General features: G+C 66.9%; 12 protein-coding genes. 9 read left to right on the plus strand and 3 right to left on the minus strand.

The features are described 5' to 3' along the window. Positions 1 to 319: 319 nt before the first annotated feature. The 8 genes from ACJ73U_RS32050 (at position 320) to ACJ73U_RS32085 (ending at position 7,019) form a co-directional block, all read left to right on the plus strand. The gene (locus ACJ73U_RS32050) at positions 320 to 1,297 is read left to right on the plus strand and encodes a hypothetical protein (protein ID WP_407781476.1); all 978 of its coding nucleotides are present in this window, start codon (positions 320 to 322) and stop codon (positions 1,295 to 1,297) included. Positions 1,298 to 1,408: 111 nt separating this feature from the next. Continuing rightward, positions 1,409 to 1,927 (plus strand): DNA topology modulation protein FlaR, encoded by a 519-nt coding sequence (locus tag ACJ73U_RS32055; protein ID WP_407781477.1) that lies wholly within the window; start codon positions 1,409 to 1,411, stop codon positions 1,925 to 1,927. Between the two features lie 73 nt (positions 1,928 to 2,000). After that, positions 2,001 to 2,849 (plus strand): class I SAM-dependent methyltransferase, encoded by an 849-nt coding sequence (locus tag ACJ73U_RS32060; RefSeq protein ID WP_407781478.1) that lies wholly within the window; start codon positions 2,001 to 2,003, stop codon positions 2,847 to 2,849. Continuing rightward, complete coding sequence (locus ACJ73U_RS32065) at positions 2,846 to 3,625, plus strand: phosphotransferase (RefSeq protein ID WP_407781479.1); 780 nt, start codon at positions 2,846 to 2,848, stop codon at positions 3,623 to 3,625. Before ACJ73U_RS32060 ends, ACJ73U_RS32065 begins: the two co-directional genes overlap by 4 nt. Continuing rightward, positions 3,622 to 4,338: a histidine phosphatase family protein gene (locus ACJ73U_RS32070; RefSeq protein ID WP_407781480.1), complete on the plus strand. Its 717-nt coding sequence runs from the start codon at positions 3,622 to 3,624 to the stop codon at positions 4,336 to 4,338. Before ACJ73U_RS32065 ends, ACJ73U_RS32070 begins: the two co-directional genes overlap by 4 nt. Continuing rightward, positions 4,335 to 5,207, plus strand: coding sequence for a phosphotransferase (locus ACJ73U_RS32075; RefSeq protein WP_407781481.1), 873 nt, complete (start codon positions 4,335 to 4,337; stop codon positions 5,205 to 5,207). Before ACJ73U_RS32070 ends, ACJ73U_RS32075 begins: the two co-directional genes overlap by 4 nt. Then, on the plus strand, positions 5,204 to 6,232 hold the full coding sequence (locus ACJ73U_RS32080) for an NAD-dependent epimerase/dehydratase family protein (protein WP_407781482.1): 1,029 nt from the start codon (positions 5,204 to 5,206) through the stop codon (positions 6,230 to 6,232). Before ACJ73U_RS32075 ends, ACJ73U_RS32080 begins: the two co-directional genes overlap by 4 nt. A 10-nt stretch (positions 6,233 to 6,242) precedes the next feature. Next, on the plus strand, positions 6,243 to 7,019 hold the full coding sequence (locus ACJ73U_RS32085) for a 3-deoxy-manno-octulosonate cytidylyltransferase (protein ID WP_407781483.1): 777 nt from the start codon (positions 6,243 to 6,245) through the stop codon (positions 7,017 to 7,019). Positions 7,020 to 7,199: 180 nt separating this feature from the next. Here ACJ73U_RS32085 and ACJ73U_RS32090 read toward each other — a convergent pair whose 3' ends face one another. Further along, a complete protein-coding gene (locus ACJ73U_RS32090) occupies positions 7,200 to 7,622 on the minus strand; it encodes a YkvA family protein (RefSeq protein WP_407781484.1) in 423 nt (140 codons plus the stop codon). Then, positions 7,619 to 8,248, minus strand: a complete 630-nt coding sequence (locus ACJ73U_RS32095) for a Chromate resistance protein ChrB (RefSeq protein ID WP_407781485.1) — start codon at positions 8,246 to 8,248, stop codon at positions 7,619 to 7,621. Before ACJ73U_RS32095 ends, ACJ73U_RS32090 begins: the two co-directional genes overlap by 4 nt. 60 nt (positions 8,249 to 8,308) lie before the next feature. Between ACJ73U_RS32095 and ACJ73U_RS32100 the strand changes: the two genes are divergently transcribed. Further along, positions 8,309 to 9,199: an alpha/beta fold hydrolase gene (locus tag ACJ73U_RS32100; protein ID WP_407781486.1), complete on the plus strand. Its 891-nt coding sequence runs from the start codon at positions 8,309 to 8,311 to the stop codon at positions 9,197 to 9,199. Between the two features lie 254 nt (positions 9,200 to 9,453). Here ACJ73U_RS32100 and mobF read toward each other — a convergent pair whose 3' ends face one another. Then, positions 9,454 to 13,293 (minus strand): MobF family relaxase, encoded by a 3,840-nt coding sequence (gene mobF, locus ACJ73U_RS32105; RefSeq protein ID WP_407781507.1) that lies wholly within the window; start codon positions 13,291 to 13,293, stop codon positions 9,454 to 9,456. Between the last annotated feature and the right edge of the window lie 64 nt (positions 13,294 to 13,357).

Genomic DNA, 13,357 nt, shown 5'->3' on the forward strand with positions numbered 1-13,357 from the left:
ATCCACCTCGGCACATTCACCGGCCCCGCCGGCACCTTCCGTCGCCGCACCAAACTCACCAACAGCCAGACCGCGACCCTCACCACGCTCGACCTACCGGTCCCGCCGCTGATCACCGAGGCGACACCCGCAACCACCTGACCTGCATCGATCCCACCGCCTAGTGACACGCCCCGCCACCAGGCCCACCAGCGTTTCCCCAGATCAGACACCAGATTCACCGACCAGACAGCTCCATCATCTGCGGAAGGCGGGCTTCTGGGGTTTCCTCGGCCCGGGAGTCGTGGACACACCGGACGGCGGACGCAGCCACCGCAGAGTGCTCATCGACGGCCTCCGCTCCCGCGGCCACGACATCGTGTTTCTCCAACACGACCGCGACCGCACCGAAGCCGGCCTCGATCTCTCCCACGACTACACGTGGGATGACTGCTTTCCCGAGATCGACGCACTGTTTCTGGAATGGCGCTGGCCCATCCCCGGCCGCAACACCACCGCCTGCGGAACAGCCGGACACACCTGCGACCTCCATCGCCAGCAACTGTTGCTCAGCCACTACACACAGTGTCACGGCACGCCCACGATCGTGTGGGACAAAGATAGGAAACTGCCGAGCAGCGACCCGCTGAGACAGATCGATCACGTCGTGGTATGCGAAGCCGCGCTGTCCCCCACCCCAGGAGCGGTGCGCCTGCTGTTCCCGGTCGCCGACGAGGCCCTCGCCACCGCCGACCCTGTGGCGCTGGCGGCGGCGCCCCGGCCGCGGTCCCTGGCCTACGTCGGCAACCAGTACGACCGCGATGAGGCGTTCGACTCCTTCTTCGCGCCCGCAGCCGCTGCGGTCGATCATGTGGTGGCCGGTAAGTGGACCGCCACTGACAGTTGGCCCCATGTCCGATTCGTCGGGCGCATCCCCTTCACGCAGGTACGCGAGGTGTACGGGAGCGCCTTGGCCACGATCCTTCTCGTCCCATCCCGATACGCCCAAGCAGGACAAATGACCCAACGGCTCCCCGAAGCCGTCCTCACCGGCTGCCTGCCGCTGTGCCCCACCACCATCAACCATGCAGACAAGCTCGTGCCGCCAAAACTGCTGATCCGAGATGGTGCCGAAGCAGTCCAACGGCTCGGATGGCTGCGGCAGCTGGCGGGCAGTCCCGAACACGTGGAGCTGCTCGCCGGCTGCGTCCGCCGTCTTCAGCGCTTCTCGCTCCGCGAGCAACTGGCCACCCTGGACTTCGTCTTCGACCACCTGACGACCTCGTCAGGGGACATATCGGCGGTCGAGTACGCATGACCAACAAAGAGGTCGAAACCGGATGTATCGGATCGATCGATGCACCATCACCCCAACGCGCCGGCACCAGCACCACGGGCCGACGCGCCGACACGACTAGGTTGGAGCCCCATGAAGAAGGTCGCGATCATCGGCTGCGGAGGCAGCGGCAAGTCCCACGTCGCACGCACGCTCGGCAGACTGCTCGACGCTCCGGTCACGCACCTGGACGCTGTGTTCTACGACAGCGACTGGAACGAACTGCCAATGCAGGCGTTCGAAGCGCGGCAGCGCGAACTCGTCGCCGAGCCGAGCTGGGTGATCGACGGCAACTACAACTCCACACTGCCCGTGCGGTTGCACGCCTGCGACACCGTCGTCTTCCTGGACCTGCCCGCTGTCACCTGCCTATGGGGAGCGCTGTCACGGCAACTCCGCCATGGAGCGGGCCAGAACCAGGCCACGGGCGTGTACAACCGGATGCACTGGGGCGTCATCCGCTACATCAGCACCTACCGCAAGAAGATGCGCCCCAAGGTGCTCCGCAAGATCGACGAGCACGCCCAGCACGCCACGGTCGTCACCCTGACCAGCCGACGCCAGGTACGCCGCTGGCTGACCCAGGTAGCCGCCGACCAGGCACGTCCCTAACCGTCAACCACTCGCCCCGTCCCGGTTTCGGTCGGGTTCGCGGTTGCCCCGGCCTACCACTGGCGGTGGGCCAGTGACCGGGGGCGTCGAGAATCCGTTCGTCGGCGCCGACGTGGGCCGGATCCTCTACGGGAGCGCAGATCGGCTCGCGGTGCGGACGGGCGCGCTGCATCGCGCGAAGACCGCCGGTCGACCGGCCGCAGACGTCGTCGCCGAAATCGCCGACACGTACCGGGGTCAGCTGGACTGGCAGCTCGTCGTCGACATCGGCTGCGGGCGGGGCAGCAGCAGCCAGACACTGGCCGTGCGGTTACGTCCTGATCTCCTCGTCGGCATCGATGCTTCGACCGCGATGTTGGCGGAGGCACGCCGCAGAATGCCGGACACAGTCGGCACGGCCGGGGTGTCGTGGATACAGGGCGACTTTCACCGCCTCCCCCTGCAAACGGGTTCGTGCTCGCTCGCGGTCGCTGCGTTCTGCCTCTACCACTCAGCCCGGCCGGAGCAGGTCATCGCCGAGATCGCGCGCTCTCTCGCACCCGGCGGACTCGCGGTGCTGGTCACCAAGTCCGCCGACAGTTACCACCAACTCGACGACCTCGTCACCACCGCCGGACTCGACCAAGCCGCCTGCACCCGTCCCAGCCTCTACTCAACGGCTCACAGCGGGAACCTTGCGACACTGGCAGCCACGGCACTGCAGGTGTGTCACGTCGAGCACGAACCACACCGCTTCATCTTCACCAGCCTGCGACACGTCGCCGAGTACCTGGCCACCAGCCCCAAGTACCAGATGCCGGCAGTCCTGCTGGGCCGAGCGGACGCCATCGCAGCGGCGTTGACCGCAGCCGTTCCCGACGAACCGCTGGAGACCGAGTCCACCGTCACCTACGTCGTCGCACGCCGCCAAGGATCGCAATGACCGCTCCCACTAAACCCAACAGGTTCGTCAAGGCCTACCCCACCATGCAGGCCCGCGCAGCAGCCGAACACCACTACCGCTGGCTGACCACCCACGTCCAGCCGGTCCAGCTTCCCGCGCTCCTGACGGTGCGCGACACCAGCCTCGAGTTCATCCACGTCCTGGGACGTCACGCCCTCTCGAGTGACCTGGTCCGGATCGCCGCGCACCTCGGCGACGCCCACGGCGCAGCGTGGACCAGCACCCTGCACACGGCACGAATGGACCAGCCCCACCCCATCAGCCGTGGCGCCACCATCAGCGACTTCATCGGTCCCCGCCTGGCGGCACTCCATCGCCGCCACCAGGCCGGCTACCTGTCCGCACACGACCTCGACGCCATGCAGGACATCGTGACGGCAGCCGCGCCGGAGCCCGTGGCCTTCTACAAGGACACCAACCCCCGCAACATCCTCATCACCGCCGCCGGCGAGCTCATCACCGTCGACTTCGACGACCTCACCCTCGCACTATTCGGCTACGACCTGGCCAAACTGATCGTCACCCTGGCCATGACCGACGGCCAGCTCCCCGACGAACTCATCGAATCCGCGCTCGACGCCTACAACACGACCGCGGCACGACACGGTGCGGTCCTCGGCCACGTCGATGCCCAGCGCCTGTCGCGCTACGCCACGCTGCACCACATCCTCACCACGCCCTACCTTGGCCGCGGCGGCTACCGATACCCATGGCCAACTGTGAAACCGCCTGCGCGGCGAGGAGCGTCCTCGTGATCACCACCGAACTGCTGCTTGTCCGCCACGGGCAGGCACGCTGCAACGTCGCCGGGATCGTCGGCGGCCCAAGGACCTGCACCGGCCTCACCGACCAGGGCAGGATCGAGATACAACTGGCAGCGGACCGAATCGCTGCCGAATACCCCGGCACGCCCCACATCACGACTGTATACACCGGACCACGCCTGCGCTTACGCCAATCCGCAGAGATCCTCGCCCACACCCTGAAGGTACCCGTGGTCGTCGAGCCCGGCTTGGACGGGCCGATCCACGGCGACGCTGACGGACGAACTTGGCGAGAGATCACCGCCAACTTTCGCGGGCACCCTCAGGCGCATCCAGACCGGCCATGGGCAGCCAGCTCGGACACCTGGAACAACTTCCTCAGCCGCGCCACCGCGTTCCTCGCCGAGTTACTGTCGAGAGTGGCCAGCCAACGCATTCTTGTGGCCGCGCACGGAGAAACTGTGATCGCCGCGCACAGCCTCCTGCTCAGCCTGCCACTCGGCAGCCCAGTGCGGTTCACGGTCGATCACGCATCCCTCACCCGATGGCAACACCAACACAATCGCTTCGGTCACGAAAGCTGGTGGCTGGACTGCCACAACGACACCTCGCATCTCGACATGCGAAGGCATGGTGCTCGCGGCGGCCGCAGCACTCCTTGCTCCGAAGGACAGACGACTGACGTCAAGGAACAAACAGGATGATCGAACCTACCGACGCGGTCCACGCTCTTGCGCGGAAAACCCTCGGATCCGTGACGGTCACTTCCGACGCGACGTTGCCGGCCCATGTCATGGCGTTCACTGACACGCGAGGTCGCCGGTACCTGGCCAAACGCCATACCTCCCGTAACCGATACGCACGGGAAATACACGCCTACACCCATTGGGTTCCCGCGCTTCGCGATCGGGCACCGCAACTGGTGGCCTCCGATCACGAGCACCTGGTTCTGCTGCTCACCGCCGTGCCCGGCGCCACAGCCGACCATGTGATTTCTGGCGCCGAGGCTGAGCGGGCCGCACATCAGAGTGCCGCCTACGTTCTACGCCAACTGCATGACAGCACTCCACCCGAGTACAGCCACGACATGGCGGTCACGCTCGGCCAACGAACCGCGCACTGGGTCGACCGCGCAGGCGTTCTGCTGAACGCAGGTGAGCGCCGCCTGCTCCTCGACCACGCGGAAACCATCGCATCCAGCCCCGTGGAAGTACGCTTCTGCCACTTGGACTTCCAACCACGCAACTGGATCGTGGACGACGACGGCACAGTTCGGTTGATCGATTTCGAACACGCCCGGCCCGACTCTCACATCCGGGACATGGCGAGGCTGGCACATCGCTACTGGCCGCATCAACCCGATCTTTACCAGGCCTTCGTCCGCGGATATGGCACATATCTCTCCGAAGAGGAACGGACGCTTCTGTACCACTTCGGCGCGCTGGAGGCCGCCACCGCCTTGGTCCGGGGACGCGACACCGACGACGACGCTCTCGCCATGCACGGCCGCGCCATCCTGGACCGACTTGCTCGCCATCCCACCCCCTCACCGACCCTGTGGAGCAATCCATGAACGCCGTACCTTCGTTGACCGACAAGCGCATGGTCGTCACCGGCGCTGCCGGGTTCATCGGCTCCCACCTCAGCGGCTCCCTCGTCCGTGCAGGCGCCACAGTGGTCGGTATCGACCGGCGTAACCCCCAACAAGACCAGACTGCCGCAGTCAATCTCGCCGATCTGCTCGAGGCGCCCAACTTCAGCTACGCCGTGGCGGATCTCCGCACCGCATCACTCGGGGAGCACCTACGCGACGTTGATGTCGTATTCCACCTCGCTGCGATTCCAGGCGTACGCCCTTCGTGGGGCCCAGAATTCGAGGACTACACGTCCTGCAACATCCTTGCCACGCAGCGGCTCATGGACGCAGCCACCCACCTGCACGTTCCGCGCGTCGTAGTCGCGTCGTCCTCGAGCGTGTACGGCGCCACCGATGGATCACCCAGCAAAGAAAGCGATCTTCCACAACCAACCTCCCCATACGGCGTCACCAAGCTGGCCGCGGAACAACTCTGCCTCGCGCACGCCGCCCGCGACGACTGCCCCACCACAGCAGTCGCCCTCCGTTACTTCTCGGTCTTTGGACCACGCCAACGCCACGACATGTTCATCCACCGCGCCCTGATGGCCACCATGACCGGTCAGCCATTGCGACTGTTCGGACACGGCCATCAGCGGCGCGACTTCACCTTCATAGATGACGTCGTAGCGGCCACAATCGCTGCCGCGACAGCCCGAACAGGCAATGCAGTGATCAACGTGGGCGCCGGCGTTGAAGCCAACCTGCTGCACGTACTCGATGTCATCTGCGGGCTCGTCGGTCTGCCCACACCAGTGGTGGTGGTGAACAGCCACGCCGGCGACGTTGAAGCCACGTTGGCCGACACCACTGTTGCCCACCATGTGCTGAACTGGCGTCCTACAACAACGCTCATCGAGGGAATCGCCCAACAACTGTCCTCGCTCGACCGAACGGTGAGCATTCTCAACACTGGCAGCAAGGCCCTGGCCGGTCCACTACAGACAAAGAACGCCATCTAGGAGCCCCAACATGTCTCGTAGTTCTTCCACCTTCCCTGGCCTGCTCGCCGTAATACCAGCCCGATTCGGATCAACACGATTCCCCGGTAAGCCATTGGTACTACTCGGTGGCAAGCCCATGATATGGCACGTCTACCAACAATGCCTGAAAGCAGATCACATCACACAGACCGTGGTCGCTACAGACGACACACGTATCATGGACGAGTGCGCGAGATGGAGCATACCTGCGGTAATCACAGGAGACCACTCCACCGGAACGGATAGGGTCGCGGAATGTGCTCAACAGCAAGCCTTCTCAGCTTACGACGGCTACGTTAACGTGCAGGGCGATGAACCGTTCATCTCGCCAGAATCTATTGACAGGGTTGCATCAGCATTGCATAGCCTGAATGGTAACACGGTCGCCGTCGTCAACGCTTATAGCGGGCTCCAGGATCCATCAACTGTGCGCGACCACAACGTTGTAAAGGTGACCCTGAGGGTAAACGGTTCGGCGATGGCATTTTCCCGTCAACCGATACCATATCCACACGCCGCCACGCACCCTACCTACTTCCGACAGCTCGGACTCTATGCATTCACGCCGGCTGGCCTCCGTGACTTTGCAACCACAACGCCCGGCCCAATAGAACGCGCCGAGGGCGTCGAAATGCTCCGCTTCCTCGAACATGGTCGCGAAGTGCAGATGGTCAAAGTCGATGACAACGGCATCGCCATTGACACCCCGCAAGACCTTGCACGCGCTCAGTCACTCTTGGCTCAACACCAACATGACCATTCCTAACGCGCAGGTGATCCGGCCACGGCACCGCAGCTCAAGTCCGGTCCGGTGTCCGACAGCTTCCCTACTGTGCGTATCGTTTGATCGTCATTCGACGTGATCGAGGAAGGCGGGCTACATGTAGACCGCTGACGACACGACGGCAGTCGCAGATGGTCAGTTGACGATCACGCGTTCATTCGGTCATCGCGCCTGGCGGTTGATGCCGGTGAGGCGGGCGACGGCGGTGAATCCGTCGTCAGTGCCCGGCCAGTGCGCCCGGACGGCGTCGAGACCGGCGCGGCGGACGACGGAGCGGAGTACGGCGGTGACGATGATGGCGTCGTCGGCGTAGCCCAGGAGGGGGATGAAGTCGGGGATCACGTCGATGGGAATGGCGAGGTAGGCCAGAAGCAGCCCGAGTCGGACACGGACCCCGCGTGGGAGTGTCTTGTCCGCGGCGAGCCGGCGTACGAGGCGGAGCACGTCGGGCAGCACCCGCAGCGCTTCGCGAAGCAGGTTGCCGCGTGGGCGGGCGATGAGCAGCAGGACGACGAGGGCGAGCCAGGCCAACAGCAGCGCGGCGGCCACGCCGATGAGCAGGTCCCACCAGAACGATCCGGTCACGGCTGCTCCACCGCCCGCAGCCACGGTCCCTCGCCGGCAGCGGCATCGGTCGGCGTGCTCGTCGCGGTCTGGTGAGGTTCGGGGGCTTCGGCCTGGAGGGCGGCGTCCTCGAACGCGGCCAACTCGGCAGCAGCCTGCTCGACGGCGTCGCGGGCGGCTTGGCCGCCGGGGGCGGTGAAGTAGTCGCGGGCGGCGATCTTGGCCAGCCAGGTGCGGAAGCGGTCCAGGTCGGCCTCGGACTCCTCAACCTCGGCATAGGTGACGTTCCCGCGCGCCTGCTCCTCGGCCAGTTCCTTTCGCAGCTCGGGGAGGCGTTCCAGGACCTCGGCGTACTCGGCGTCGCGAGCGGCGTTCAGCTCGGCGATCACCGCCTGCTCCTCGGCCGGGTCGGTGAACGCCATCCGCAGCACCCGCGCCGAACCGCCCTGGCGCTGCACCCGGTCGACCAACCGGCGCACCTCCCGCACGACCTCGGGTCGTGCAGGCAGCAGGCACACCGACTGCTGCAAGTACAAGGCACCCAGCGAGCGGAGCTTGCGCCACACCTGCACCCGCAACGATGCGGCCGCGCCGGCCGTCGACACGCTCACCACCAACCAACAATCATCCACTGCATCACCTGCCACACTCGTAGGTTACACCCGTAACATCACGACGGTACGAAAGCTGCTCAGAGAGTGGAAGTGGTGTCGGTGGGCGAGGGCCGGGCCCTACACGGCAAGGTGGAGATCGCCTACGACACTTTCGGCGACCTCGGTCAGGGGGAACCGCTGCTGCTGGTCATGGGGCTGGGCCTGTCGATGCTGTACTGGCGGGAGGAGTTCTGTGCCGGTCTGGTCGAGCACGGGTTCGCCGTGGCCCGGTTCGACAACCGGGACACCGGGCTGTCCACCCGCTTCTCCGGCACCAGGCCACCACGAGTGGTCGCCGTGCTGCGTAACCCGGCGTGGGCTCCGTATCGACTGGAGGACATGGCCGACGACGCGGTCGCCGTGCTCGACACGCTCAGGTGGGACAGCGCGCACATCGTCGGGATGTCGCTGGGCGGGATGATCGCCCAGACCGTCGCGATTCGACACCCCACCCGGACACGCACCCTGACCTGCATCTCCTCCACCCCGCACTGGCGGATCGGCCGGCGAACGCTCTGGACCACTTTCCGCCTGCGTCGGGCTCGCCGAGCCGGCGACCTGGCGGAGCGACTGGTCCGCGGGCACTGGGTGATCGGCTCGCCCGCGTATCCGCCGGACGAGCAGTGGTTGCGCGACCTCGCTCGGAGGATCACCGAACGCGGCGGCAGCGACCCCAACGCCGCCCGCCGGCAGGGCGCGGCCATTCTCGCCAGCGGCGACCGCCGATCCGTACTGGCCACCCTCCGCGTGCCCACTCTCGTACTGCACGGCGCCGCCGACCCGATGATCCGCCCCGCCGCAGGCCGGGCACTCGCCGCCACTATCCCCGACGCGAAACTCGTCATCTTTCCCGGCATGGGCCACGATCTGCCCCGCCCGTTATGGCCGGCGGTCATCGCCGAGATCGATGCTCTGGCCAACCCCCTAGGAGCAGAAGAGAGCTGAGCCGCCAACCACGAATCGTGCGCCCACATTTTCTGTCAACGGCCATTCGCCCGCTGGCGCGTGCTTCCGAGAGCTCGCGGCAGCGAGTGGCGGCCAGGCGTATCGAGTTGGACCTGGTCGGCGTAGCCGGTGGGTGGCGGACCTCAACAGGACGTCAAGGCACACGGCTACCGGGTTGTCGCCATGCTGTGCCCGATCCTTCTCCTTCGTAACCGAGCACTTCTGCGTGTCCCTGGTAGGAGTTGAGCCGGATTTCACAGGCCGATATCGAGGTCCTGTCCCGCAGTCGGCGAGGTCTCCGGTGCTGGTTCCTCGCTCGGGCTCGGTTCGTGGTCGGTCGAGGGGTTCTGTGGTCGGGTCATGCGGGTCTTCAGCGCGTCGAGCCGGCTGCGTACCCGGCTGGTGCGTGCGGCGAGCTGGTCGTCGACGAGCGGTTCGGGCATCGGGTGTTGGGCGAGGTAGTGGGCAACCCAGGCACGGGCGCGGCCTTGTTCGCCACGGTCGCACGGCGGCAGGAGCGTCGGATCCGTGTCGGGGACCTGCCAGCGTTCGCGGTAGGCGGCGACATGGCCGGCACACCGGATCCACACCTCACGCGCGACGGGGTCGTCGGGCACGTCCCCGAGATCGGCGACCCACACCGGTGGGGTGTGGGCGGCGTGTTCACCGAGATCACGGACGCGGTCGGCGATGCGGTTCGCGCGGGCACGGAGCCAGTCGGCGAGTTCGAGGCGGTCGGGGTCGGCGTCGAGGCCGGGTTGGTTGGGATCGGGTTCGGGTGGGCTGGAGACCCACCCGGGCAGTAGGTCGGGTCGACCGACGCCGTCGGGCGGGTAGGGCAGGTCGTTGGCAAGGCGGTAATGCAAGACTTTGGCGGCCGAGCGGGCGGGGTTGCGCGGGTCGGACGCGAACTCACGTTCCTCAGCGCGTTCGCGGAGCAGGTCGACCGGGTCTCGGCCGGCGTCGTTGATCTTGTGGAGGAGGGCGCGGAGCGCGGGCCAGGCGTCGTCGGTGAGGACGTCGTCGGCGTCGACCTCACCAGCGGGGTGGGGGAAGGCGTCGCGGATCCACTGCTCGGCCTGTTCGGCAGCGTGGGGTCCGCGGTGGACGTCGAGGCCGTAGTCGTACTCGGGCACGAGTCTGGAGAGCAGTTCGAGGTCGGCGAGTGCTTGGCGGAGGGTTTCGGTGGCGGAGAGTTCGGCGCCTTCGCGAGCGAGGATCGCGGCCAGGGCCCGCACTGTTGGGGTGGCTTCGCGGTAGCGGTAGAACAGGTCGCCGGGCAGGATGGTGGGTTCGTCGGGGTGGATGACGGTGTGGGTGTCGAGGTAGGCGTAGTTGCCGTGCACGCCGCGGGAGAGGGCCACGAGTGCGGCTTCGCGGGTGGCGGCGGTGGTGAGGAACGCGCGGGCGGTGTCGACGGTCATGCCCTGGCTGCGGTGGATGGTCGCGGCGTCGCCGAGTTCAACCCATTCCTGCACGTACCAGGCGGGCAGGGTGACCCGGCCCCGGTGCTGGACGTGGCGGACCCGCAGCCGGCCATCGCGGTAGCGTTTCTCGATGTGCCACAGGTCGCCATTCTTGACGTAGTCCCGACCTCGGTGGACGGCGAGTTGGCGGCGGTTCTTGCGGGTCACGATCCGGTCGCCGACACCCGCATGGGTGCCATCGTGTAGCTCGACACCGCCGAGTTCGGCGCTCCCGTTCGCGCGGCGCTCGGCCTGGGCCCTCGCGGAGAGCTCGCGGACGACGTCCGCGGAGTCGGACATCATGATCGAGACACGGCCGGCGGCGAGGTCGGCTTTCCAGTCCTCGTAAAGCTTGTCCAGCGCGACCGCGCGCACCCCGCCGAACAGTCGCCCGTGGTCGGCGTAGAAGTCGATGGAGCGGGGGTCGCCGACCCGGAACTGCAGGACGGCCTCGGCTTCGGCGGGGTCGGTGAACCGGCGGACGTCGGTGAGTTCCACTCCCCCGCTGTCGTGGTAGATCAACCGCAGCGCCCCGCCAGCCTCGACCGCGGACAGCTGCCGGTGGTCACCGACCAGCCGCACCACGGCACCGTGTTCGGCGGCGATCTCACGGATCATGTCCAGTGAGCGGGTGTCGGCCATGCCGGCCTCGTCGACCAAGAGCATGTCGCCGGCCGCGATGTCGATGTCCTCGCCCATCAGATGGGCCAGGATCAGGCTGTGCAGGGTGTTCGCCCGCACCCCGAGTTCGTCCCCGAGCACGCTCGCCGCGACCGCGGACGGCGCCAAGCCGACCACACGGCCGCCGGTGCTCTCCCATGCCTCGCGCACCGCGCGCATCGCGGTGGACTTACCGGTACCCGGTGGTCCGATGCCCACGGCGAGGAACCGGCCGGAGGAGACGAAGTGCTCGACCAGTGCTCGTTGACCGGGGTTGAGCTGGACTTTCTTCCGTCCGGCGTGCTCGAACCGGCGGATAGCGAGGTTGCGGGCGAAGCGGGAGACGACCGGGCCGGCATGGGTGTGGGCGGCGTCGACCAGCCGCTGCTCGGCGGCGAGGATCTCCTCGCTGGTGTAGCGCTGGGAGCCGTGCCGGGTGAACACCGACTCCCCGTTCGGGCGCTGCAACGCCTTCGGGGCGGGTTCGACCTCGACGTCGAGCAGCACCGACTCGCGGCCGAGGGCGAGCTGGGTGACCATCTCGACCGCGGCCATCCGCTCCTCGGCGTCGGGGAAGTCGACCGGGCGGAGCTGGCGGTGCGCCTCGGCGCGGATGTGGAACACGTTCCAGGTCGCCCGGTTCGCCGACACCACATCCACCACCGTGGCCGCCACCTCGGCCGGGTCGTACTCGGCCGATGCTGTGGGGCGGTGCAGGCAGCCGGCGATCACCTCTCGGATGGACACACCGGGCAGTAGCTCGTGAGCGTGACGGGTCCAGTCCGCGACCTGCTCAGCCAGCGTCCGCAGCCCACTCTTGGTGGGCCGGTTCGCCAGCGTGGCCTGCTGCGCCAGCTGATACTGCACGGTGCGCGGCGGGGTGTGGCCATGGCGGCGGACGTAGTCCCGGACCAGCTCGTCGTAGCCGGCCTCGACCTGGGACCGGCGGCGGCTGAACCCCCTGATCCACTCCATCGGCATGCCCGCGATTTCCCGCACCGCGCGTTTTCCCGGGCCTTTGGGCACGTCCACAAATTCCGCACCGAGCCGTTGGACAATGAGTTGCTCGACCGTGGAATTGTAGACTTCGCTCATACTCACCGCAGCGGCGTGCAATTGTTTGCTGTCCAAGGTGCGCCATTTGCCGTCTGGCCCCTTGACCCGATTCGCGACGGTGACGTGGGTGTGCAGATCGGGGTCACCGGCGCGGGAATCCCGGTGCAGGTAAGCCGTCGCAATAAATCCCGACGACGGCACCTGGGCGATACCGCCGGCACCCATCCTGGTGAACGCGGCGACCTGCTCGCCATAGGCCAGAGCGCGTTGCCACGCTTCCTCGTGGATCTCCTCGATGACCTGCCGGAGCTCGTGACCGCCCAGCGCCCACAGCAGCGACACCGACTTGACCGGCGAGAACACCAGATCAAACCCAGCGACCGCGTGCCGGGCTCGACCGAGTTCGTCGACGATGTACTGCCGGACCCGCTCCGGCGTGATCTCCTCACCAGGCGCGATCTCGGCGAGCAGCGCGGTGGCCTCGGCTTCCTTGATCAGCCGGCGTTCCCGCACCGTCGGGCGACGGTGGTTCTCGCGTTCGAACCGCGCGTACGCGGCGCGGGTCCGCGCGACGAGCGGGATGTCGTTGTCGTACTCGGCGAACCGGCGCCCCAATCGGACGTCTGCGCGAGCCTTCTCGAACGGCATCCCCGCGGCGACCCGCTCAGCGATCAACTCCTGCGCGTCCGGATGCAAGCCTTCGCCGAACAGCGCGGCCATCTGTTCTTCCGAGACCTGCCCGGACACCCCAAGCTCGGCGATCCCGGACCCGGCCCACACCCCGGGCGGGTTGCCCTCGAGGGTGTAGTACGCGACGAGTGGATCAAAAGCAGAGCGCTGCACATCGCCACTAGCGACCTGACGCGTCAGGTATTGGTAGCCATCCCCGGCGTGCAGCACGTGACACGTCATGGTCACCGTGCGGCCACGGCACCCCTTCCCCCCAGGCCACCAAGTCTACCGGACTTCGGAAGTG

The sequence above is a fragment of the Actinophytocola sp. genome (genome assembly GCF_045807065.1).
In the GTDB taxonomy this organism is placed as follows: domain Bacteria; phylum Actinomycetota; class Actinomycetes; order Mycobacteriales; family Pseudonocardiaceae; genus Actinophytocola.

Bases quoted from the DNA above. Each gene is read 5' to 3' on its own strand.
- ACJ73U_RS32055 (WP_407781477.1), top strand. From the start codon at position 1,409: ATGAAGAAGGTCGCGATCATCGGCTGCGGAGGCAGCGGCAAGTCCCAC.
- ACJ73U_RS32065 (WP_407781479.1), top strand. From the start codon at position 2,846: ATGACCGCTCCCACTAAACCCAACAGGTTCGTCAAGGCCTACCCCACC.
- ACJ73U_RS32075 (WP_407781481.1), top strand. From the start codon at position 4,335: ATGATCGAACCTACCGACGCGGTCCACGCTCTTGCGCGGAAAACCCTC.
- ACJ73U_RS32080 (WP_407781482.1), top strand. From the start codon at position 5,204: ATGAACGCCGTACCTTCGTTGACCGACAAGCGCATGGTCGTCACCGGC.
- ACJ73U_RS32085 (WP_407781483.1), top strand. From the start codon at position 6,243: ATGTCTCGTAGTTCTTCCACCTTCCCTGGCCTGCTCGCCGTAATACCA.
- mobF (WP_407781507.1), bottom strand. From the start codon at position 13,293: ATGACGTGTCACGTGCTGCACGCCGGGGATGGCTACCAATACCTGACG.